Annotated in this window: 21 protein-coding genes; 9 read left to right on the top strand and 12 right to left on the bottom strand. The window is 62.7% G+C overall.

Annotated elements, in window-relative coordinates; genetic code table 11:
- Positions 1–242: 242 nt before the first annotated feature.
- A complete protein-coding gene (locus TRIHO_RS09405) occupies positions 243–1,460 on the bottom strand; it encodes a pyridoxal-phosphate-dependent aminotransferase family protein (RefSeq protein WP_068242374.1) in 1,218 nt (405 codons plus the stop codon).
- Positions 1,461–1,683: 223 nt separating this feature from the next.
- On the opposite strand from TRIHO_RS09405, the gene TRIHO_RS09400 reads away from it, so the two are divergent.
- The 3 genes from TRIHO_RS09400 (at position 1,684) to TRIHO_RS09390 (ending at position 5,144) form a co-directional block, all read left to right on the top strand.
- Entirely contained in the window at positions 1,684–3,546 is a 1,863-nt protein-coding gene (locus TRIHO_RS09400) for an ABC transporter ATP-binding protein (protein WP_068242373.1), read from the top strand.
- 88 nt (positions 3,547–3,634) lie between these two features.
- Positions 3,635–4,378 (top strand): CAF17-like 4Fe-4S cluster assembly/insertion protein YgfZ, encoded by a 744-nt coding sequence (gene ygfZ, locus TRIHO_RS09395; protein WP_068242371.1) that lies wholly within the window; start codon positions 3,635–3,637, stop codon positions 4,376–4,378.
- A gap of 205 nt (positions 4,379–4,583) precedes the next feature.
- Positions 4,584–5,144: a hypothetical protein gene (locus tag TRIHO_RS09390; protein WP_068242369.1), complete on the top strand. Its 561-nt coding sequence runs from the start codon at positions 4,584–4,586 to the stop codon at positions 5,142–5,144.
- Positions 5,145–5,441: 297 nt separating this feature from the next.
- Here TRIHO_RS09390 and efp read toward each other — a convergent pair whose 3' ends face one another.
- Positions 5,442–6,005: an elongation factor P gene (gene efp, locus TRIHO_RS09385; protein ID WP_068242367.1), complete on the bottom strand. Its 564-nt coding sequence runs from the start codon at positions 6,003–6,005 to the stop codon at positions 5,442–5,444.
- Positions 6,006–6,232: 227 nt separating this feature from the next.
- Here efp and TRIHO_RS09380 point away from each other — a divergent pair, with 227 nt between their 5' ends.
- Entirely contained in the window at positions 6,233–6,550 is a 318-nt protein-coding gene (locus TRIHO_RS09380) for a DUF6280 family protein (RefSeq protein WP_068242366.1), read from the top strand.
- Positions 6,551–6,709: 159 nt separating this feature from the next.
- Complete coding sequence (locus TRIHO_RS09375) at positions 6,710–8,176, top strand: cobyric acid synthase (RefSeq protein ID WP_068242363.1); 1,467 nt, start codon at positions 6,710–6,712, stop codon at positions 8,174–8,176.
- A gap of 278 nt (positions 8,177–8,454) precedes the next feature.
- Here TRIHO_RS09375 and TRIHO_RS09370 read toward each other — a convergent pair whose 3' ends face one another.
- The 4 genes from TRIHO_RS09370 to TRIHO_RS09355 all read right to left on the bottom strand — a co-directional run bounded on the left by TRIHO_RS09370 (position 8,455) and on the right by TRIHO_RS09355 (position 12,587).
- Complete coding sequence (locus tag TRIHO_RS09370; RefSeq protein ID WP_068242361.1) at positions 8,455–9,702, bottom strand: hypothetical protein; 1,248 nt, start codon at positions 9,700–9,702, stop codon at positions 8,455–8,457.
- Positions 9,703–9,778: 76 nt separating this feature from the next.
- A complete protein-coding gene (locus TRIHO_RS09365) occupies positions 9,779–11,200 on the bottom strand; it encodes a TolC family outer membrane protein (protein ID WP_068242359.1) in 1,422 nt (473 codons plus the stop codon).
- A gap of 145 nt (positions 11,201–11,345) precedes the next feature.
- Positions 11,346–11,999 (bottom strand): protein-L-isoaspartate O-methyltransferase family protein, encoded by a 654-nt coding sequence (locus TRIHO_RS09360; protein WP_068242357.1) that lies wholly within the window; start codon positions 11,997–11,999, stop codon positions 11,346–11,348.
- 300 nt (positions 12,000–12,299) lie between these two features.
- A complete protein-coding gene (locus tag TRIHO_RS09355; protein ID WP_068242354.1) occupies positions 12,300–12,587 on the bottom strand; it encodes a TraR/DksA family transcriptional regulator in 288 nt (95 codons plus the stop codon).
- Positions 12,588–12,883: 296 nt separating this feature from the next.
- Here TRIHO_RS09355 and TRIHO_RS23230 point away from each other — a divergent pair, with 296 nt between their 5' ends.
- Complete coding sequence (locus TRIHO_RS23230; protein ID WP_082705085.1) at positions 12,884–13,021, top strand: entericidin A/B family lipoprotein; 138 nt, start codon at positions 12,884–12,886, stop codon at positions 13,019–13,021.
- Positions 13,022–13,734: 713 nt separating this feature from the next.
- Here TRIHO_RS23230 and lepA read toward each other — a convergent pair.
- Positions 13,735–15,534 (bottom strand): translation elongation factor 4, encoded by a 1,800-nt coding sequence (gene lepA, locus TRIHO_RS09350; RefSeq protein ID WP_068242353.1) that lies wholly within the window; start codon positions 15,532–15,534, stop codon positions 13,735–13,737.
- Positions 15,535–15,562: 28 nt separating this feature from the next.
- On the opposite strand from lepA, the gene TRIHO_RS24165 reads away from it, so the two are divergent.
- Together TRIHO_RS24165 and TRIHO_RS09340 are read left to right on the top strand one after the other, a co-directional pair.
- Entirely contained in the window at positions 15,563–16,069 is a 507-nt protein-coding gene (locus TRIHO_RS24165) for a hypothetical protein (protein WP_232367750.1), read from the top strand.
- A 266-nt stretch (positions 16,070–16,335) separates the two neighbouring features.
- Positions 16,336–17,301, top strand: coding sequence for a LysR family transcriptional regulator (locus tag TRIHO_RS09340; RefSeq protein ID WP_068242351.1), 966 nt, complete (start codon positions 16,336–16,338; stop codon positions 17,299–17,301).
- A 3-nt stretch (positions 17,302–17,304) separates the two neighbouring features.
- Here the strand turns inward: TRIHO_RS09340 and TRIHO_RS09335 are convergent, their stop codons facing one another.
- Complete coding sequence (locus TRIHO_RS09335) at positions 17,305–17,751, bottom strand: low molecular weight protein-tyrosine-phosphatase (protein WP_068242349.1); 447 nt, start codon at positions 17,749–17,751, stop codon at positions 17,305–17,307.
- 129 nt (positions 17,752–17,880) lie between these two features.
- On the opposite strand from TRIHO_RS09335, the gene TRIHO_RS09330 reads away from it, so the two are divergent.
- Positions 17,881–18,579 carry an NAD-dependent deacylase gene (locus TRIHO_RS09330; protein WP_068242348.1) on the top strand — a complete coding sequence of 233 codons (699 nt, stop codon included), beginning with the start codon at positions 17,881–17,883 and terminating at the stop codon, positions 18,577–18,579.
- Positions 18,580–18,672: 93 nt separating this feature from the next.
- Here the strand turns inward: TRIHO_RS09330 and TRIHO_RS09325 are convergent, their stop codons facing one another.
- From TRIHO_RS09325 to meaB, 4 genes are all read right to left on the bottom strand, one after another.
- Complete coding sequence (locus TRIHO_RS09325) at positions 18,673–19,149, bottom strand: copper chaperone PCu(A)C (RefSeq protein ID WP_068242345.1); 477 nt, start codon at positions 19,147–19,149, stop codon at positions 18,673–18,675.
- Between the two features lie 69 nt (positions 19,150–19,218).
- A complete protein-coding gene (locus tag TRIHO_RS09320) occupies positions 19,219–19,560 on the bottom strand; it encodes a hypothetical protein (protein WP_232367749.1) in 342 nt (113 codons plus the stop codon).
- Positions 19,561–19,770: 210 nt separating this feature from the next.
- Positions 19,771–20,061 carry a 50S ribosomal protein L28 gene (gene rpmB, locus TRIHO_RS09315; protein ID WP_068242341.1) on the bottom strand — a complete coding sequence of 97 codons (291 nt, stop codon included), beginning with the start codon at positions 20,059–20,061 and terminating at the stop codon, positions 19,771–19,773.
- A 259-nt stretch (positions 20,062–20,320) separates the two neighbouring features.
- A partial coding sequence (gene meaB, locus TRIHO_RS09310) for a methylmalonyl Co-A mutase-associated GTPase MeaB (RefSeq protein WP_068242338.1) occupies positions 20,321–21,198 on the bottom strand: 878 nt, incomplete at its 5' end.

Here is a 21,198-nt window from a genome sequence, read left to right as displayed (position 1 = left end):
CCCCCTTTCCGATGCCCGCCCCCTTTCTGATGACTACGCAGGCCCGCTCGGGCCTCGCGACAGAGATGGCCCCTTTCGGGCCTGCGCTGGCGCTTTGCCCTTGCCGAGCCGTGATCCTCGGCAGGTAGCCTCTTTGCCGCCTTTGACCCTCACACCAGATTTGCCCCTCACCAGATTTGATCTTCGGCAGCTTTGGCCCTCGCAGGTTTGGACCAGGCCAACATCTGGCTGCGCCTGAGGGGCTAGGCCGCGTCGCCGCCCGCAAGGATCCGGGACGCCGCGTCCAGCGCGCCGGTCCCATGTGGCAGGTCCAGGGCCTTCAGACCGGTGTCGATCCCGCCAAGCAAGCCCATGATCATGTGACCGTTGACGTGCCCCATATGGCCAAGGCGGAAAAATCCGTGCCATTCCGGGCTGTCCGGCGGCGCCATGCCGAGGCCGATCCCCAGGGTCAGCCCCAGGTTCTGCTCCAACCAGTTGCGCAGCTCTGTTGCACGGGGCGACGGCAGCCGCAGCGCTGTCACCGCATGAGACCGCAGGCCGGGGTCGGTGACATTCATCGCCAAGGCGCCGCCCTCGCTCCAGCGGGCACAGGCGGCCCAGATCGCGCGCGCCAGAATTTCGTGACGGGCCCAGACCTGCTCTATCCCCTCGGCATGGATCAGATCCAGCGCCGCCCGCAGACCATAAAGATGATGGGTCGGCGCGGTGCCGCCAAAGAACTGGTAGAACCATTCCGGATGGGCCCGCGGCACCCAGTCCCAGTAGCGGCTGACACGCGGCAGGGTGGCGCGAACCTCTGCCGCCTTGTCGTTGAAGAACACAAAGGACATGCCCGCCGGCACCATCAGGCCTTTTTGACATCCGGTGACCATGACATCGACGCCCCAGGCATCCATCTCGAACCGGTCACAGCCCAGCGAGGCGATGCAATCTGCCATCAACAAGGCAGGATGGCCCGCCGCGTCGATCGCAGCGCGCAAGGCACTGATATCGTTGCGGATCGAGGTTGAGGTATCGACATGCACCCCCAGCACCGCCTTGATCTGCCCGGCCGTATCGGCCCGCAGCACATCGGCAATCCGGTCAGGATCGAAGGGCGATTGCATCCCGAAATCGAGGATCTCGATCTCGATCCCCAGCGCCTCGGCCATCTCGCTCCAGCCAAAGGCAAAGCGCCCCGAGGCGGGCACCAGCACTTTGTCGCCCGGTTTCAGCGTGTTGGACAGCGCCGCCTCCCAGGCGCCATGCCCATTGGCGATGTAGATCGCCACATGATGCGCCGTGCGCGCCACCCGGCGCAGATCCCCCGGCAGCGTCGCGGTCATATCCACCAATTCACCTGCATAGATATTGGGGGACGCGCGGTGCATGGCCTGAAGCACCGCGTCCGGCATCACCGATGGACCCGGAATCGCCAGGTAGGACCGACCAGAAGAAAGTTTCACAGAATCGCGCATAGCAAGAAGTCCTGACAAGCCCCCGCACCGGCGCGCCATTCCACGGGCAGACCTGCGGGACAATTTCAATCTGCGCGCAGCCTAGCGCCGCTTGGGCTGACGTCAATCACACGATCACCCCGGACCCACGCGGGTTGCACCCATCCCCGGAGCTGCTTAAATGTCGAGGCTTGCCGCAGCTTTAGCGGTTCTTTCGCATCCGTGGGCACCGAGGACGACGACAATGAGTACGAAATACACCTCCTCGCGCGTGCTGATGCGGTGGCTGTGGCGCGGTTATTTGCGCCATCATGTCGGGCTTTTGGCCATCGCGCTGTTCTTCATGCTGCTTGAAGGCGCGTCTGTCGGCGCGCTCAGCTATATGATGCAGCCGATGTTCGATCTGGTTTTCGTCAACGGCAGCGCCAATGCGCTGGTCTGGGTCAGCCTGGCGTTTTTTGGCATCTTCCTGCTGCGCGGGGTCAGTTCGGTCACGCAAAAGGTGATCCTTGCGACGATCAACCAACGGTCCGAAGCCCATATGCGCACCGATATGCTCGACCGGCTGATCCATCAGGATGCGAGCTTTCACCAGACCCATCCGCCGGGTTTTCTGATCCAGCGGGTGCAGACCGATGTCGCCGCGATCAACCAGGTCTGGCAGGCGCTGATCACCGGCTCTGGCCGCGATGTGGCGCAGCTGGTGGCCGTGCTCGGGGTTGCCATCAGTGTCGATTGGCGCTGGACGGCGATCATGCTGGTCGGCGTGCCGGCGCTGGTGCTGCCGCTGTCGATTGCGCAGCGCTACGTGCGCAAGAAAGCCAGCCAGGCACGTGACCTCGGCGCGGTGCAGGCGACGCGGCTGGATGAGGTCTTTCACGGCATTGTCCCGATCAAGCTGAACCGGCTGGAGGACTATCAAACCGGACGCTATGCCACCGCCACTGCCGCCTTTGTCCGGGCCCAGATCCGTTCGGCCTTCGGGGCGTCCTCCACCTCCGGTCTGGTGGATCTGATGGCCGGTGTCGGCGTCATGTGCGTGATCCTGTTTGGTGGTCGCGAGATCATCTCCGGCGAGAAATCCGTCGGCGAATTCATGAGCTTTTTCACCGCCATCGGGCTCGCCTTTGATCCGATGCGGCGGCTGGCCTCGATCATGGGGATCTGGCAGGCGGCCGCAGCCGCAATGGAGCGGATCAAGGAGCTGATGGAGGCGCCGATCTCGCTGGTGTCGCCCAGCGATCCCAAGCCGACCCCCACCGGCTTGCCGGAAATCCGCCTCGACAAGGTCAACCTGTCCTATGGCGAGGCCCATATCCTGCGCGACCTGTCGCTGGTGGCGGAGGCGGGCAAGACCACCGCGCTGGTGGGCGCATCAGGTGCTGGCAAGTCGACGATTTTCAACCTGCTGACCCGTCTCGTCGATCCGCAGGAAGGCTCCGTCACCCTTGGCGGGGTCGAGGTGCGCGATCTTGACCTCGGCGATCTGCGTGACCTGTTTTCCGTGGTCACCCAGGATGCGCTGCTGTTTGACGAAACACTGAAGGAAAACATCCTCCTTGGTCGCACCGATGTCAGTGACGAGCGCCTGCGCGAGGTGATGGACGTCGCGCATGTATCTGATTTCCTGCATAAACTGCCCGATGGGCTGGAAACCCGCGTGGGACCGCGCGGCTCAGCCCTGTCGGGAGGCCAGCGCCAGCGGGTGGTGATTGCCCGTGCCATCCTGCGCGACACACCGATCCTGCTGCTGGACGAAGCCACCTCTGCCCTGGATGCGCAGTCGGAAAAAGTAGTGCAAAAGGCGCTCGAAAACCTGTCGGGCGGCCGCACGACCCTGGTTATCGCGCACCGCCTGTCCACCATACGCGCCGCTGACAAGATCATCGTAATGGAGCGCGGCAAGGTGATGGATCAGGGCCGCCATGATGACCTGCTGCAACGCGGCGGCATCTATGCGGACCTCTACCGCTTGCAGTTTCAGGACGGCAAGACCCTGATCGATACCGACGGGGTGCATGCGCAGATCTCGCGGGGGGGGGATCCGCGCGGTGATGAGGAACAGGCCGGGCTGCTGCGGCGTTTCGCGCGCCGCCTGTTCGGTTGAGCCGGAGCGCCTGACCGCTTGATCTTTGTCCGGTGCGAGGTCACATCTGAGTTTGAGCCGACCCGTCGCACCCGAAGAGGAGACCCCAATGTCCGACCGCCATATCCTTCGACTGAGTGGATCCGAGACCCGCGATTTTCTGCAGGGGCTGGTCACCAATGACGTCCGGCGGCTGGATCAGGGGCTGGTCTACGCCGCGCTGCTGACCCCGCAGGGCAAATATCTGGCGGATTTTTTCCTGGTGCCCGAGGGGGACGCTGTGCTGTTTGATGTGGCCGAAACGCTGGCCGCGCCTTTGGCCAAACGGCTGGCAATGTACCGGCTGCGCGCGGATGTGCAGATTGAAGACACCGACCTGAAGCTGCGCCGCGGAACCGGGGAGAAACCCGATGGCGCCTTTGACGACCCGCGCCATCCGGCCCTGGGCTGGCGGCTTTACGGGGTGCAGGACGGCGACGATGGCAGCGATTGGGACGCGATCCGCGTCGCCCATTGCATCCCGGAAACGGGGGTCGAGCTGACCCCGGACAGCTATATCCTGGAGGTCGGGTTCGAGCGTCTCAACGGCGTGGATTTCCGCAAAGGGTGCTACGTCGGCCAGGAAGTGACCGCGCGGATGAAGCATAAGACCGAATTGCGCAAAGGGTTGCAGCGGGTTGAGATCGACGGCACCGCTCCGCTGGGGGCGACGATCACCGCAAACGACAAACCGGTCGGGCAGGTATTCACCCAGGCAAATGGCGCCGCGATTGCCTATCTGCGCTATGATCGGGCCAAAGGGCCGCTGGAAGCCGAGGGCGGCGCGCGGCTTGTCTGGCAAGGCACCGACTGACCGCCAAGGCCCGCCCGATCGGGCGCAATCCAGTCCTGCCCTGCCCTGCTCGGTCGGGAGCGCGGCGATCCCTTCCGCCCTGCCCTGTGGGGCTGCCCCTCGCAGAATTTCTGGCCGCCGATGGGCGTTTGATAGATGTTTGTTCAGGCCTCACGCATATCCTGACCGCACTTGCCTCCAGCAAGGTCAAAGGAAGGATATCAAAATGTCTCTGCGCATCGTGATGGGCGCCCTGATCCTGTGCCTGCCCGGAATTGGCGCTGCCGCAGATCAGTATTGGGAATATGGCGACTGGCGGGTCAATGTCACGCTGGAACGCAGCACCGAGCATGACCGCCTTATCTGCCGGGCCAGCACTGGCGGCGACGGCATGCCGGTGATCTGGCTTGAAATCAGCGATGGCGACGCCGGGCCGCCGCATGGCTACCCGTCCCCGACCTACGCCACGACAGCTCCCCGCGGGTACCGGACCCAGATCGGCAACGCCCAGGGCGTGGCCTTTGTGTTTGACCGCCAGGGCGTGTTTTTCACCGTGGCCGAAGCGGGACATGGCGATGACGGGATCGCCTGGGCCAACGCAGCGCCGCGTTGGCAGGATACCAGGAACATGTTGTTGTGGATGCAGGCCTCGCAACAAATGGAGGTGCGGGCACTGGATGCCTATCAGGCCAGCACAGAGGCCTATGTGGCTTCGATGCGCGGCTTCACAGCGGCCTATGGCAAGATGATGGACAGCTGCGGTCACTCGATTGAGATCCCGCGCTAAGGCCATTGCAACCTGAGCTTCCCGAGCGTCGGGCAGGGCAGGCTCCCGCCCGTCTTTGCGCCCGGATGGGCGCGCATCCCGTTGGGCCGGGCGCCGCTGACGCGGCGCGGACCCGCGCGCAACCGGGCGACCGCCATCTGACCACGCCCCCGGTCCTCAACACCCGACAAAAAGCCCCGGCAGCGCAGGCTCCGGGGCTTTGATCGTGTTTGGCGCCAGCCTGCGACGGACTGTGGCCGCATCAGGCTGTGGTCCAGGAGACGGTCCCGATCCGAAGCGCCCCCTTCGACGCGACCCTCAGGCGCGTTCGGAATATTCCATGGTCTCGGTGTTGACCACGATCAGCTCATCCTGGCCGACGAAGGGCGGCACCATGACCTTTACCCCGTTGTCGAGGATCGCAGGCTTGAAGGAATTCGCCGCGGTCTGGCCTTTGACCACCGGCTCTGTCTCGACGATCTTGCAGGTCACTTTCTGCGGGACGGTGGCATTCAGCGCCTCGGCGTCATAGAATTCCACAACGATGGTCATGCCATCCTGCAGAAAGGGACGCCGGTCGCCCAACAGATCGGCAGGCAGTTCGATCTGCTCGTAGGTCTCGGTATCCATGAAAACCAGCATGCCGTCGGTCTCATACAGAAACTGCTGGTCTTTTTGTTCCAGACGCACCCGCTCCACCTTGTCGGCGGACCGGAAGCGTTCATTCAGCTTGGAACCGTTGCGCAGGTTGCGCATCTCGACCTGTGCAAACGCACCGCCCTTGCCGGGTTTCACATGGTCCACCTTGACCGCGGCCCAAAGTCCGTCGTTGTGCTCCAGAACGTTGCCGGGGCGGATTTCATTGCCGTTGATCTTGGGCATGTAAAACTCTTTCGGGTGGTTGATGAATGCTTGGATCCCCCTATATCCCTCAGAGGTAAGGCTGGCAAGACGACGATATGTCGTGTTTCAGGGCAGGTATGACCACGAAATAGGCATGCACAAGATGCATAAAAGATATGCATCTGAGGGCTACCCGAATCGTCATAGTTCCGTCATAAGGAGCGTCACGCCGAAATTGCAATAGCAAGAACAACAAAGGAAACGAGATGCGAGATTTCGTTGACGGCACCGCGTACAATAACGAGCAGGGCAACCGGGCCCGCAAACTTTTTGCGGCGGTTGTGCTGGCCGCTCTGGACGATGCCATCGCTGATGACAAGAAATACGGGAATGGTCCCGAACAGATCGCCCGCTGGGCACGGTCGCGCGACGGGCGCGAAGTGCTGTCCTGCGCAGGCATTGACCCGAACGAGCGGGTCGTCGAAGGGTTGATGGGTTTTGTTGGCCGTGGGGTCCGGACCTCTGTCGCGCTGTCGCGCGAAGAAAGCGAACGCCGGACGGCGGCGCAGGCCGAAGCGGCCTGACCGTACCAAACAAGTTGCCACGTTACGTTAGAGAAAAACGCGTCCTGGGGGGCGCGTTTTTCTTTTGGGGCGCCCCGACACCGGGTCACGTGGATTGACCTTGCCCGGTTTGCGCGGCAACTGTCGTGCCGGAAACAGCACAGACGGGAACCGGCGGCGATGACCTCCAAGGCGATCATGATCCAGGGCACCGGCAGCAATGTCGGAAAATCACTGATCGTTGCGGGCCTGGCGCGGGCGCTGCTGCGGCGCGGTCTGAAGGTGGCCCCGTTCAAATCGCAGAACATGTCCAACAACGCCGCCGTCACCGCCGATGGCGGCGAGATCGGGCGGGCTCAGGCGCTGCAGGCGCGCGCTGCGGGGCTGGCGCCACATACCGATATGAACCCGGTGCTGCTCAAGCCGGAAACCGACACTGGCGCCCAGGTGATCGTCCAGGGCAAGCGGCGCGGCACCCGGTCGGCGGGCTCTTTCATGCGGGACAAATCCGGCCTGCTGGAGGCCGCGCTTGAAAGCTTTCACCGGCTTGCCGCCCAATATGACATGATCCTGGTCGAAGGTGCCGGCTCTCCGGCTGAAACCAACCTGCGCCAAGGCGACATCGCCAACATGGGTTTTGCCGAGGCGGCGGATATCCCCGTTGTGCTGGTCGGCGACATTCATCGCGGCGGCGTCATCGCTCAGATCGTCGGCACCCACACCGTGCTGGACGCGGCAGATCGCGCCCGGATCGCGGGCTTTGCCGTCAATCGCTTTCGCGGCGAGCGGAGCCTGTTTGACGCCGGGCGCGACGACATCGCGCACCGCACCGGCTGGCCCGCGCTTGGGGTGATCCCCTGGTTCCCCGAGGCCTGGAAACTGCCTGCCGAGGATATGATGGATATCGCATCGCATGCCGGCGGCGCCTGCAAAATCGTGGTCCCGCAACTGGAACGAATGGCCAATTTCGACGATCTCGATCCCCTGGCCGCAGAGCCCGACGTCACGGTGGAAATCGTCCCCCCCGGGCGCGCCCTGCCCGGCGATGCGGATCTGGTGCTGATTCCAGGGTCGAAATCCACCATCGGCGATCTGGCCTATCTGCGGGCGCAGGGCTGGGACATCGACATCCGCGCGCACCATCGGCGCGGCGGGCATGTTATCGGGCTATGCGGCGGCTACCAGATGCTGGGCGAGACGATCAGCGACCCGGACGGCGTGGACGGTCGCCCGGGCAAGGTGGCGGGTCTGGGGCTGCTTGATGTCGAGACGGTGATGGCCGGGGACAAACGCGTGACGCTCAGCACCGCACAGACCTGCGAGGGGGGGCTGCCGGTCTCAGGCTACGAGATCCACATGGGCCGCACCACAGGGCCGGATTGCGCCCGCCCCTGGCTGACCCTCGACGGGCGGGCCGAAGGGGCGGTGTCCGGCGATGGTCGGGTGCGGGGATCATACCTGCACGGGCTGTTCAGCTCCGATGCGTTTCGCAGCGCCTTCCTCGCGGAGCTTGGCCATAGCGGATCAGCGCAATACGACAGCGGCGTCGAAGCAACGCTGGATGCCCTGGCCGATCATCTGGAACGCTATCTGGATATCGACCGGCTGCTGGCAATGTCGAAACCGGTTCGCCTGCCGCCTGAGTAGATACAGGTTTTGTAACGACCTCCGGGCTGCCTCGCCCGCCTGCTCGCCAGATTGCACAGCGCCAAGGGACCGTGGCGGCGCCGGGTCTGGGTCAGGATTGTCCGGGTCATGCCAATTGGGATCGGGCCAGTTTGGATCAGGCCCGGCTGGTCAGCGAGATGTGGTCAGGCCGATAAGGACTGCCGGGTCGGGGCCACCGGTTTCATCGCGCAGGATGCCCGCAGCGAAAGCCCCACGCACAGGGCAGACAGGGCAGACAGGGCAGACAGGGCCAGAAATCAGAGGAGATCCTGCGCAGCAAGAGCACGCTGGATTTCGCGACGGACCAGTTTGCGCACGTTGCGGGTGATACGCTCACCCAAGGCGCCCTGCAGCTCTTCGCGCACGATGTCGGCGACCAATGCGCGCAGGCTCTCCTCATCGAGGAAGCCTTCCTCGGCCTCCAAAGCGTCCAGCGCCGCCGCCTCGGGCTTGTCCTGACTGGCGGCTGGCGTCCCTGCGCCGGACCGCACCGGCTCGTCCGGCGCATCCAGAGGCGCTGCAGCCTCCGCACCATCGTCTTGCAGGATATGATCTTCCCATTGAATGGTCTCGACCGCAGGTCCGCTGGGCGGCACGGCTTCGATCTCGTCTTCGTTCACGTCCGAAACGAAGCTGCCGTTCAGCGCGGCACGGGCGTTGGCCTCGATCCGTCCAGCGGTTTCCAATTCCGCGATCCGGCGCACCACAGCGGCCACGCGCGAACTTTGTTCGCGAGGCGCCGGGGCCGACGCACTCTGCGCCTCCGCGTCGGGCTGATCGGCGTGAGACTGATCCGGCTCGGGCTGGTCCGCCGCAGCGGGCGCCGCAGGCGCATTCTCTGTGGCCAGAACATCATAGAGCCGCGCGGCAGGATCGCGCCAGGGCGCGTCATCCGGCGCGGTGACAGCCGACTGAGGATCCGCCGTTTCCAACGGAGGGCCCGCTGTATCTTCCGGCGGCAGATCCGCATCGGCCTCCCCCGTGACCGGATCAGACGCATTCGGCGCAGCCTGCAATGCGGAGGCCAGAATACGTGTCGCCTCCTGCGAGGAAAACACCTTCGGCTCGGCGGATCTGGCTGCTGTGTCCACGGGGATGCCGGCGTCCGGGCTCGCTGTGTCTGAAGCTGAACCTGTATCGAGACCTGTATCTGCAACGTCAGACGTCGCGCGATCCGCGCCCGAGGTCATCGATGCGGCAACGGCCTCGACATCCTCGACGCGCGCGTCGGTTTCCGAGAGCGCATCCTGCGCGGCATCGCCGACCAGCTGGTCCATCACCACGGGGGCGCGGCGGTCGCGGTCAGCCCGCTCGACGGCGGCCTGCGGCGACGTTGTTTCATCCCCCTGCACCCGCAGGGCCGGTGTCAGCACCAGGCGGGTGGCGGGTTTTGCCACTTTCGCAGCCATCTGCCGCCCCTCTTCACTCCGGTCGGTCTCGCGGACCAGACGGCGAATGGAGGACAGGACATCTTCGATTTCTGCGTGTGTAACGGGTTCAGACATTTTTATTGGCCAAGCTCACCTCTTAGGCGCAAGCTTAGCCAGCTTGCCCCGTTCACACAACAGTAACGTCAGAATATCAGTTCTTTCTCAGAGCCTTGAGCACCCGGTCCAGATCCTGACCCCGCTTGGTAACAAAGGCAGGGGCGGCGCGGACCTGATTGTAATAGATTTCAGGGTCGTAGCGCTCCACCGCAAGGTTGAGGTTATCGACCGTCAGCAACCCCTGTGCCTGAAGCAGATCATAGGCCGCCAGTGCCTGCAGCGCCCGCGCATTGAGCCGCGCAGTCTGTGCATCCAAGAGTTCCTGCTCCGCCTGCAAGACGTCCAATGTCGTCCGCGCGCCGAGTGTCGCTTCTTCGCGGATGCCGTCAAAGGCAACCTGCGCCGCCCGGACCCGCTCGTTCGAGGACACCAGGCTTGCGGCCGCCGTGTCAAACGCGGTGTAGGCGCTGGCGGCGTTGCTGGTGATGCTGCGCTGAGTCGACAGCAGCCGGCCGCGCTCCGCATCCACATTGGCCAGATCGCGGCGACGGCTCGCCGCGAGGGCCCCGCCGGCATACAGGGTCTGTGACAGCTCCAGACCGAGGTCGAACGAATCGGTTTCGGTCTCGCTGCTGTGGATCTCGCGGTGGGTCGTGCTCGCGCTAAAGCTGATCGAGGGGCCCATGTCCCGCAACGAACTGTCCGCCGTCAACTGTGCGGAGCGAACCGCATGCTGCTGGGCGCGCAGGCTGGGGTGCGAGTTGAGCGCGCGCGCCTGTGCTGCATCCAGACTGCTCGCCCGGCGGGGCAGCGGCGGATAGGCGGTGATCGCCCCCGGCGCCCGGCCAACGACTTCCTCGTAGGTCGCGCGTGCGGTCAGCAATGCGCCCTGGGCATCGGTCAGATTGGCCCGCGCTTCGGCAACCCGGCTTTCGGCCAGTGCCACATCGGTCCGGGTCACCTCGCCAACCTCGAAACGGTCATTGGCGGCGCGCATCTCTTCCTGCAAAAGCCGCAGGTTGTTCTGGCGCAACGCCACATTGTCCTGCTGCGTCAGGACGCTCACATAGGCATCAACTGCGGAGAAGAGCACCTGCTGTTCGACATCCAGCAGCGTCTGGCGGGTCGCGAGAACCGCCTCCTGAGCCGCCATCGTGCTGAGTTTCGACGCACCATTGTCAAACAAGAGCCACTCCAGCGACAGCCGGAGCGAGGCCGACGTGCTGTGACTGGAATTGGCGCCCAGACGGCCCAGACCGGTGCGATCATAAGACCGTGCAATCGACAGCGCGGTGTTGATCACCGGACGCAGGCTGGACATCGACAGTGCAACCCCCTCGTCCGCGACCCGCAGCAACGCCCGGTTCTGCTCCAGAAGCCCGCTGGACGTATAGGCCCCGATCATCGCGTCGGTCACATTATCCGCCTGAGCCAGAGGGGCGTGGGCAAGTGTGCTTGCCAGAACGCCAAACGCCGCTAACGCCCTGATCCGGTTCAATTTGAAAATTACTCGCATGCTGTCGCCTCAGTTTCTTGGGGCCTTCTGACCCATTTCACTTTGTCATTGTGGTAGACATATGTGAACGTCCGATGGTGTTGACAAATGCCTGACTTGAATTTCCTTCAGAAAATAATGTTCCGCACCGAGACCACGCCCGGTTTCAGAGCGCGAACTCGACCGTTTTGCCAAATCCTGGCAGCACCGGTGCCCCGGCGTTGAACTCAAACCGCCAGGAGATCCGACCGCCGCTCTTGTAGCCGATCTTCACTTCACCAAGCGCGCCGGACATGAACAGCGCGGCAATGCGCCCGCCCTCCTTGAGCTGCGCAACCAGGCCCTCCGGCAGGGTTTCCACCGCGCCTTCGACGATGATCACATCATAGGGGCCATGTTCCGCCGCGCCGTCGACCAGCGCACCCTGGTGGACAATCGCATTGTCGGCGTTGCTCTCGCTCAGCAGATCCTGCGCCTCGGAGGCGAGAGTTTCGTCTTCCTCAACGCCAATGACCATCTGCGCCAGGCGCGCGATCACGGCGGTGGAATACCCAAGCCCGCAGGCCACATCCAGCACCAGCTCGTCTTCGCGCACATCCAAGGCATCCAGCATCTTGGCCAGGGTGCGCGGTTCCGGGACGACACGCCCGTCGCCAAGCGGCACAGCCTGGTCGGCATAGGCCACTTCCGCCTTTGCATCCGGCACGAATTTTTCGCGCGGCACCGCCAGCAGGGCTTCGATAATCGGATACTTGGTCACGTCAGCCGGACGAATTTGGGTGTCGACCATCATACGGCGGAGATCTTGGAAATCTGTCATCTGCTAAACTCTTATGTTCAGACATTCGCCCGCCGTTCTGCCACATCACACCCGCTACGGCAACGGCCCCTTTGACACAAGTCGCCGCAATGTGCCGCCCGTGCATCGCTGCGTGCCGGAACGGGACGCCGCGACAGGACGATCTGATGCCCTAAAACGGCAAATGGCCCCCGGACGCGATCCGTCCATGGGGGCCATTTTCACCAGGGGTTTGCGCCGTCTTGCCGCCGCAGCAGCCCGGTCACCGCATGCGATCTGAGCCGACTGTGACGCAATCGCGCCCACGGCCCGCTCCGCCTGTCACGCCGAACAGGACTCGCAGAACGGTGATTCTGGATGCGCATTGAGGTGATCAGAGGAAATATCCGCCCCGCAAATCCGGCAATACCCATAGTCACCGGACTGCAACCGATCGAGCGCTGTCAAAATGGCGCCCAGCTTCGGGGTCACCCCCGAGGGCTGGTCCGTCAGGTCGCGCGACGATAAAACGTCGGGCGACAGGGCAGATAGCCCCTGCCCGGCCAACATCCCCGCGGACAGCGCACTGAGACGCGTTTCAAGACGTTCTTTGTGAACCACATAGTCCATATTGCAACCTCCCAAAGCAGACACTCTTCAATGTGGCCCCCCTGTCGCCGCGATCAAGCCGCATGCCTCCCATCACCCCGATGTTCGGCCAGGATCCGCCACCCCCTCATTCAGGATAGTCCCAACATACAACCTTTGGGCGATAAAGCACCGCCAAAAAGTCGCTGCATCAGCAGTGTAATTTGGATGCACTGCAGCACGGATGCCCCTTGCCATTTGTCCGACAATCGAGGATTTATGAGTGGTCAGAACAGGTTCCGTTAACGAACTGGTCACATTACGGAGACACCCCGCCGATGATCCGCCCGTTTCTTTTTATCCTGATGATGCTGAGCCTCGCCGCGTGTGAAACCACCAAAGGGGCCGGCCGAGACTTGCAGCAAGCCGGACAAGCGATTTCGAACACTGCTCAGAACGTTCAGAACTCTCTTTGAGTCGCGGACGGGCGTCGCATCCGGCAGGCTGATGAGGGCCACCGCTCGCGGGTGGTGGCGTCGTGCGCGGGGGTGGTTTGATTTCTTTGGCTCCGTCAGGGGCGCGGCGCCAACGGCGTCTTGTGATCGCGTCGGCCAGAGCAACCGCGACGCGGCGGCGATTGCGCCGGATTGCATGGAAACCACCAAACCCCCATTTGCCACGCCGGACTGACAGGGCAAAGTCCGCAGGTCTTTGAACCGCCCGATTGCCCCCCTGCCCGGAAGATCGCAGGCCTATAGCCTGCCCGCGCCTCTGGATCTGCCGCAGATGGCGGGTGTTTGGCTGCACCAACTACGTTGCAATCCACACGCCGACGAAAAGATACATCCAATATCTGCGTTTTCAGCTCAATCAATACCGATGTCTGGGTGCTGACAATTTGATCTAATGAATTAAAGGGCTTCGCCATCCTGACAGATCGCGCACTCTATCTCAGCACCAATCAATTCATCATAAAATTTGAGCGTTTTAATTTCCGATCCAGCCTATGGCCGTTTCGGATGAATTAATTTTCCACTCGAAGTATTTACCCAGAACCCTGTCCCCATAAATGCCGTCAAGGCCCCCTGACCGCGCGCATCCGCATAAAAAGAAAGCCCGCATCGGCGGGCTTCTTTCAATGTTGCGATATCACTTGGCGCAGTCAGGACGCCCCCGGCAGAGGGGCCTGTCAGTCGTCCATCTTCAGCGCGGAGATAAAGGCCTCCTGCGGGATTTCGACCCGGCCGAACTGGCGCATCTTCTTTTTGCCCGCCTTCTGCTTGTCCAGAAGCTTGCGCTTTCGGCTGGCATCGCCGCCGTAGCATTTCGCGGTCACATCCTTGCGCAGGGCCGACAGGGTTTCGCGGGCAATCACCTTGCCACCAATCGCCGCCTGGATCGGGATTTTGAACATATGGCGCGGGATCAGATCCTTGAGCTTTTCGCACATCGCCCGGCCGCGCATCTCTGCCCGGTCGCGATGCACCATCATCGACAAGGCATCCACCGGTTCGTCATTGACCAGAACGGACATCTTCACAAGATTGTCCTCGCGATAGCCGATCAGATGATAGTCGAACGAGGCATAGCCCTTGGTCACCGATTTCAGCCGGTCGTAGAAGTCAAAAACAACTTCATTCAGCGGCAGATCATACACAACCATAGCGCGAGACCCGGCATAGGACAGATCCATCTGGATGCCACGCCGATCCTGGCAAAGCTTCAGCACATCCCCAAGGTAATCGTCCGGCACCAGGATGGTCGCCTTGATCCGCGGCTCTTCCAGGTGGTCGACCTTGGACATGTCCGGCATGTCGGCGGGGTTGTGCAATTCCAGCATCTCCCCGTCTTTCATAAAGAGGTGATAAACCACCGACGGCGCGGTGGTGATCAGGTCAATGTCATATTCGCGCTCAATGCGGTCGCGGATCACCTCAAGGTGCAGCAGCCCGAGGAAGCCACAGCGGAAGCCGAACCCCAGCGCCGCCGAGGTCTCCATCTCGTAGGAAAAAGACGCGTCATTCAGCGCCAGTTTTTCAATCGCGTCGCGCAGATCCTCGAATTCAGAGCTGTCCACAGGGAACAGACCGCAAAACACCACTGGCACCGACGGTTTGAAGCCCGGCAATGCGGTGTCGGAGCCCTTCTTTTCATGGGTGATCGTATCGCCCACCTTGGTGTCGCGCACCTGTTTGATCGACGCGGTGATAAAGCCGATCTCGCCGGGGCCCAATTCGTCGACCACCTGCATGGCGGGACGGAAAACGCCGATCCGGTCAACCCCATAGCGCGCGCCGGTCTGCATCATCTTGATCTGGTCATTCTTTTTCAGCACGCCATCCATGATCCGCACCAGCACGATCACGCCGAGATAGGCGTCATACCAGCTGTCCACCAGCATCGCCTTCAGCGGCGCATCGCGGTCCCCTTTGGGGGCGGGCAGCCGGGTGACGATGGCCTCCAGCGTTTCCTTGATGCCGATGCCGGTCTTGGCGGACACCCGGATCGCCTCAGAGGCGTCGATGCCGATGACATCCTCGATCTGCTCTGCCACCCGGTCGCATTCAGAGGCCGGCAGGTCGATCTTGTTCAGCACCGGTACGATTTCATGATCCGCATCAATCGCCTGATAGACGTTCGCCAGGGTCTGCGCTTCGACACCTTGGGTCGAATCCACCACCAGCAGCGAGCCCTCGACCGCCCGCATCGACCGCGACACCTCATAGGCGAAATCGACGTGGCCGGGGGTGTCGATCAGGTTCAGAACGTAGTGCTCGCCATCGTCCGCGACATAGTCGATGCGCACCGTGTTGGCCTTGATGGTAATCCCGCGCTCGCGCTCGATGTCCATGGCGTCGAGCAGCTGCTCTTTCATGTCACGATCCTGGACCGTTCCTGTCGATTGGATCAGGCGGTCGGCAAGCGTGGATTTACCGTGGTCAATATGAGCAACGATGGAGAAATTGCGGATCTTTGAGAGCTCTGTCATGCAAGCGCATATGATTGGGATTTTGCCTTTGGTCAAGGTGGATCATGCGTTGGAACCGCTGCTAAATGCCGCTTTGCCCCGCCTATCGGCGGCATCAGGCAACAAACCTCGCATCGTGATTGAAATCCCCTTTGGAAATATGGAATATGCCGCGCAAAACCGGTGCGTCCACGTCTCATCCGTGTGTCTCGCGCCCTGGCTCAGGAGTTTGAACGTCGTGTTTCGATTTGTCGTAGTGACCGTGCTGTGCGGTTTTGGTGCCCTCCCCGTCTTGACCGCCCCTCAGGCCGTGGCCGGCACGATTGAGCGCGCCTGCCGCAGCGCCTCCGGCAGCGCGGCAAGCGCCCAATTGTGCAATTGCATCGGACAAGTGGCCGAGCAGCGCCTGACCCGGTCCGAACAACGCACCGTTGCGACCTGGTTCCAGGATCCACACCGCGCCCAGGAGGTTCGTCAATCCGGTCGCAGCAGCGATGCGCAGCTTTGGCAGAAATACCAGGTATTCGGATCGGACGCCGAACGGATCTGCGGCTGAATCACGGCTCCCATTCACCGCACATGCCGAAATGGTTAATATTTCGTTTATTTATTCGCAGCCCTGCGTAAAAATCCAAACTTTCAGCAAAGTTTGAAAATTGAAGATATTTACTCTTTTCAAACTTAATAAATAAAAATAGAAGAAAATACATTCCAGTAAAGACGCGGAGAAATCCCGTTAGCGTTCAGAGTTCAAGTAGTCCATCCGCACGTTGTTTCGGATGCAGATGTTTATAACAGTTTGAATTTTTTTGGAGCCCACACATGCTGATGAAAGGCGTCACCCTTCGAGGGCTGGAGGTTTTTGAAGCCTTGGCCAAATCGGGTTCCGTTGCGCAGGCGGCCTTTATCACCGGGTTGAGCCAACCAGCCGTGAGCCAGCAGCTTCGAAATCTTGAAAAGGCGCTCGGCTCGGAACTGGTCGATCATGGCCGCCGCCCCATGGTGCTTACGGCAGCGGGGCGCAACTTTCTGGCCCGGACCCAAGCTGTTCTGAACGAATTGCGCCTGGCGCAAAGCGAATTGACGGTCATGGACCTGTCGCATCTGCCCGCGCTGTCGTTGGGGCTGATTGATGATTTCGACAATGACCTGACGCCACGGCTTGCAACCATCCTTGCGGATAACCTGACCAATTGCCGGTTCAAGATGGTGACCGCCTCCAGCCATGACATCTATCGGGCGATGGAGGCCAAGGAGCTGCATATCGGTATCGCAGCCTCCACCGGGGAATTGCGTGAAAACGTGACCGAATACCCGCTGGTCGAAGACCCGTTTATTCTCGTGGCGCCTCGGGGGGCGATTACCGATCCGGAGGATGTCGGCAATCAATTGAACCAGCTGCCGCTGCTGCGCTACGCGCGCGACCAGCTGATTTCCCAGCAGATTGAATCGCATCTCAACCGCAACAAGATCGAATTCGACGACCGGTTTGAAATCGGGTCGCATTTGGCGCTGATGGCCATGGTGGCGCGCCGGATCGGCTGGGCCATCACCACGCCGCTGGGATATATGCGCGCCCTCCGGTTTCACGATGACATCGACGTGTTCGCGCTGCCCTTTGCCGGTTTTTCCCGGCGCATTTCGCTGTTTTCACAATCTGACTGGCCCGATACGGTGCCGCTCGACGTGGCCAGCACCATGCGCAGCCTGGTGCAAAGCCAGATGATCAGCCCGGCGATCACCCGCCTGCCCTGGCTGGCCGGAGAGCTGCGCGTGGTCGAGGGCTGATCTTCAGCCGCGCTCGGCCAGATGCGCTTGCAGACCCCGCGCGGCGGCCTCCAGCAGATCCAGACAGCCGTCGAAATCCCGCGTGTAGTAGGGATCCGGCACCTCCTGGCTGGCCCAGCCCGCAGCCAGCGGCGCCATCAGCACGACCGGGGTATCCACCCCCTCGGGGCGCAGCGATTCGACGTGGCTCCGGTTCTGGTCGTCCATCACCACGATCAGGTCAAAGGCCGTAAAATCCTGGCGGCGGACCTGACGCGCCCGCAGATCCGACATCGCGATGCCACGGGCCGCGGCTGCGGCGACCATAGGCCCATATGGCGGCTCGCCAATATGATAGTCAGAGGTCCCGGCGCTGTCGGTTTCGACCTCCGGACAAAGGCTGCGAAAGATCGCTTCGGCCGCAGGCGACCGGCAGATATTCCCAAGGCAGACAAACAGGATTTTCGACATTACGGGGTCCTTCGGGCCAGCGGGTTCGATCAGGGTTCGATCAGGGTCGATTTACGACTGCCAGCCCCTGTGTCAGGGTGCAAGGGGTCACCGGCCTGCCCGAACCGCTCACAGCGAAGGAGCCCCAATATGCGCAAGATCGTCATTCTGACCGGGGCCGGCATTTCCGCCGAAAGCGGGCTTGGCACCTTTCGCGACGACGGCGGCCTGTGGTCGCAGCACCGGATCGAGGATGTCGCAACCCCCGAAGGCTTCGCCCGCGATCCCGACCTGGTGCACCGGTTCTACTCCGCCCGCCGCACGCAGGCCGCCAAGGCGGTGCCCAATGCGGCCCATCTGGCCCTGGCAGAATTGCAGCGCCGGTGGTCCGGCCCCGTGGTCATCATAACCCAGAACGTCGATGCGCTGCACGAAGCCGCTGGCGCCGAGGGGGTGCTGCACATGCATGGTGTGCTCGCGGGGGCGCTTTGCACGGCCTGTGGGCATCGCTGGCCCGCACCGGCGGAGATGACGCCGCAGACCACCTGCCCGGCCTGCACCGCCGCCACCGCGCGCCCCGATGTGGTCTGGTTCGGAGAAATCCCCTATCATCTGGAGGAGATCCTGACCCATGTGCAGGAGGCCGATCTGTTTGCCTCCATCGGCACCTCCGGTCAGGTGCATCCCGCCGCCGGCTTGGTGCAGGAGGCCGCCGCGCAGGGCGCCCAGACGGTCGAGCTCAATCTTGAACCGTCCGAAATCAGCCGCGCCTTTGACATCCGGCGACTGGGGCCGGCGACAGAGCTGGTCCCGGCCTGGGTCGCGCAACTTCTGCGCCCCGAGGGGTGACAGCCCGGACCGAGAAAGCCCCGGCCATCGACCGGGGCTGCATCGCTTCACATGCTGGCAGCTGCGGCCCTAGGACCGCCGCAGTCCCCGTTCTCAGTCAGAGTGGGTTGCGTGATCGCCATGCCCCTGCGGCGCGCGGTGCAGGTCTACCGGGATCGTGACGCTCACCTCGCCCGCCTGCTCAAAGACCAGGATCAGATCAATCATGTCCCCCTCGGCCAGCTCTCGGTTCAGGCCCATGAACATCACATGGTCACCGCCGCGTTCCAGCAGATGCGTCGCGCCGGCAGGGATCTCAAACCCCTCTTCGACATGCTGCATTTTCATCACCCCATTGGCATCCTCTGCATGGGTATGAAGCTGCACCTTCTTGGCCACTTCGGACCGTACCGCCAGAAGCCGGTCGTCGCGCTCGGTGGTGTTCTTGATTTGCATGAATGCCGCGCCGGCCATCTTGTTCGACGCGCGGGCATAGGCGTCATGCACCATCATGCTGGCCATCTCGGCAGAGGCCGCCGTGGTCAGCGCCAGAGTGGCCACCAGAGAAAGGGTAAAAGACTTGAAAGACATCTGATGTCTCCTTGGAAAATAGGAAGAATTCCGGATCAATCGCGGCCCGGCTGAAGGGATGCGGGGGGATCAGACCAAGGGTGGCGCGCGCGCCCGGGCGATGGCGCCCGTTGCCAGGCTGTGCTGCGCGCGCGGGGCAAGCGCAGGCGCTTGACGCCCCCGCGGCAGGTGCCCGATCCAGACCTCGCGCTCTGCAACCAGGTCGAGCAGATGCGTCACACACTCCGGGCAGAAATGGGATGGCCCGGTCGGGCTGCCGTCGGCATCGACAAGAACACGCACCGGCCCCATGCCAGTACAGAGGATCACCGCTCCGGTCGTGGCACCGGCAAACCTGCTGGCCGTTGCGCTATGGCCCGTGACCAGAAGGGCCAGGACCAGAAGGAGGCCAATAAAACGTCGCAGCTGCATCATCAGGGCCAGATATCACAGGAAGCAATGGCCTACTCAAGCCCTATGCAGCGCCGCGGGCCAAACTGGGACAAACTGTCACCGCCCGATCATCGTTGCCGACGGGTGTGCGACCGGGCCGGCACGCCGGATCATGGCAGCGCACATGCAAAGACCGCCGTGACGCAGGGCGCACGGCGGTCAGAAGATCAAAATCTCTGTCGAAACAGATCAGGCCTGAACGGCTTGCGCCTTGGCGATCTCTTTCTTGACTTTCAACGCGCCATCGGACAGCTCGTCGTCCTTGGCTTTGGCGAGGAAGGCATCCAGTCCGCCACGGTGATCAACCGAACGCAGGGCCGACGCGGAGATGCGCAGCTTCACACCACGACCGAGGGTCTCGGACTGCAGCGTGACATCGTTCAGGTTCGGCAAGAAACGACGTTTGGTTCTGTTTTTGGCGTGGCTGACATTGTTGCCAGTCATCGGGCCTTTTCCGGTCAGTTCGCAACGGCGCGACATGGTGTTATCCTTCGTATCTGCGGCGCCCCGATCCTGTATCAGCCTACCTGGCCGGTTCGAATCAGTCGCCAAATTACTAGGGCGCTGCCATTGGCTGCGCCCGAAAACTGGTTGGATGCGTTTAGGAGGAATCACGCGAGGGGTCAAGCCATATGCGACGCTTTTATTGCGCTGTTCGAACATTCCCGCCCCGGCTCGCCCCTTGGCCCGCTGGGGCAGGCGATCAACCTCGCCGAAACGCCCCACCCAAGGCCGCCACCTAAACGCCAAGCCCGGCGAGGATGTCGCGTGCGGCGGCCTGTGGCGTCTGTTTCCCCGCCGCCACCTCATCGGACAGCTCGGCCATGCGGCTGCGCGCCCAGGGGGTCTCCAGCCGGGCCAAAAGCGCCTGACGCACGTCTTCGGCAAACCAATATTGCGCCTGCTGCGCCCGGTTGCGCTGCCAGTGGCCGGTCTCGCGGCGCCAGTTCGCAAGCGTCTCCACCTGCTGCCAGCTGTCCTCCAGCCCCGCTTCCTCCAGCGCGGAGACCGTCAGCGCCTTTGGGAACCCTTCGGGATCCTGCGGCCGTTTGCGCAGCAGCCGAAGCGCACCCGCATAATCCGCGCAGGTTCGCGTCGCGGTGGCTTTGAGATCACCATCGGCCTTGTTAACCAGGATCAGATCGGCGATCTCCATGATGCCACGCTTGACCCCCTGCAGCTCGTCCCCGCCGGCCGGGGCCAGCAACAGCAAAAACAGATCCGACAGCTGCGACACCACGGTTTCCGACTGCCCGACCCCGACGGTTTCGACGAGAACCACGTCAAACCCCGCCGCCTCGCACAGCGCCACGGCATCACGGGTGCGCCGCGCCACACCGCCAAGATGCGTCTGGCTCGGGCTGGGCCGGATGAAGGCCCCACGTTCGCGGCTCAGCCGTTCCATCCGGGTCTTGTCGCCCAGAATGGACCCCCCGGAGCGCGCCGAACTGGGATCCACCGCCAGCACCGCAACCCGCAGGCCCCGCCCGATCAACATCATGCCCAGCGCCTCGATGAAGGTGGATTTCCCCACCCCCGGCGTGCCCGACAGACCGATCCGCAGGGATTGCCCCCCGCGCGCCGCCAGCCGCGCCAGCAGGTCATCCGCTGCCGCCC

The organism is Tritonibacter horizontis (assembly GCF_001518015.1).
Classification (GTDB): Bacteria; Pseudomonadota; Alphaproteobacteria; order Rhodobacterales; family Rhodobacteraceae; genus Epibacterium; species Epibacterium horizontis.
This window is presented reverse-complemented; position numbering and strand designations above follow the sequence as displayed.

Excerpts from the sequence above, each read along its gene's own strand:
- TRIHO_RS09405 (WP_068242374.1), bottom strand. The coding sequence starts at position 1,460 with ATGCGCGATTCTGTGAAACTTTCTTCTGGTCGGTCCTACCTGGCGATT.
- TRIHO_RS09400 (WP_068242373.1), top strand. The coding sequence starts at position 1,684 with ATGAGTACGAAATACACCTCCTCGCGCGTGCTGATGCGGTGGCTGTGG.
- ygfZ (WP_068242371.1), top strand. The coding sequence starts at position 3,635 with ATGTCCGACCGCCATATCCTTCGACTGAGTGGATCCGAGACCCGCGAT.
- TRIHO_RS09390 (WP_068242369.1), top strand. The coding sequence starts at position 4,584 with ATGTCTCTGCGCATCGTGATGGGCGCCCTGATCCTGTGCCTGCCCGGA.
- efp (WP_068242367.1), bottom strand. The coding sequence starts at position 6,005 with ATGCCCAAGATCAACGGCAATGAAATCCGCCCCGGCAACGTTCTGGAG.
- TRIHO_RS09380 (WP_068242366.1), top strand. The coding sequence starts at position 6,233 with ATGCGAGATTTCGTTGACGGCACCGCGTACAATAACGAGCAGGGCAAC.
- TRIHO_RS09375 (WP_068242363.1), top strand. The coding sequence starts at position 6,710 with ATGACCTCCAAGGCGATCATGATCCAGGGCACCGGCAGCAATGTCGGA.
- TRIHO_RS09370 (WP_068242361.1), bottom strand. The coding sequence starts at position 9,702 with ATGTCTGAACCCGTTACACACGCAGAAATCGAAGATGTCCTGTCCTCC.
- TRIHO_RS09365 (WP_068242359.1), bottom strand. The coding sequence starts at position 11,200 with ATGCGAGTAATTTTCAAATTGAACCGGATCAGGGCGTTAGCGGCGTTT.
- TRIHO_RS09360 (WP_068242357.1), bottom strand. The coding sequence starts at position 11,999 with ATGACAGATTTCCAAGATCTCCGCCGTATGATGGTCGACACCCAAATT.
- TRIHO_RS09355 (WP_068242354.1), bottom strand. The coding sequence starts at position 12,587 with ATGGACTATGTGGTTCACAAAGAACGTCTTGAAACGCGTCTCAGTGCG.
- TRIHO_RS23230 (WP_082705085.1), top strand. The coding sequence starts at position 12,884 with ATGATCCGCCCGTTTCTTTTTATCCTGATGATGCTGAGCCTCGCCGCG.
- lepA (WP_068242353.1), bottom strand. The coding sequence starts at position 15,534 with ATGACAGAGCTCTCAAAGATCCGCAATTTCTCCATCGTTGCTCATATT.
- TRIHO_RS09340 (WP_068242351.1), top strand. The coding sequence starts at position 16,336 with ATGCTGATGAAAGGCGTCACCCTTCGAGGGCTGGAGGTTTTTGAAGCC.
- TRIHO_RS09335 (WP_068242349.1), bottom strand. The coding sequence starts at position 17,751 with ATGTCGAAAATCCTGTTTGTCTGCCTTGGGAATATCTGCCGGTCGCCT.
- TRIHO_RS09330 (WP_068242348.1), top strand. The coding sequence starts at position 17,881 with ATGCGCAAGATCGTCATTCTGACCGGGGCCGGCATTTCCGCCGAAAGC.
- TRIHO_RS09325 (WP_068242345.1), bottom strand. The coding sequence starts at position 19,149 with ATGTCTTTCAAGTCTTTTACCCTTTCTCTGGTGGCCACTCTGGCGCTG.
- TRIHO_RS09320 (WP_232367749.1), bottom strand. The coding sequence starts at position 19,560 with ATGCAGCTGCGACGTTTTATTGGCCTCCTTCTGGTCCTGGCCCTTCTG.
- rpmB (WP_068242341.1), bottom strand. The coding sequence starts at position 20,061 with ATGTCGCGCCGTTGCGAACTGACCGGAAAAGGCCCGATGACTGGCAAC.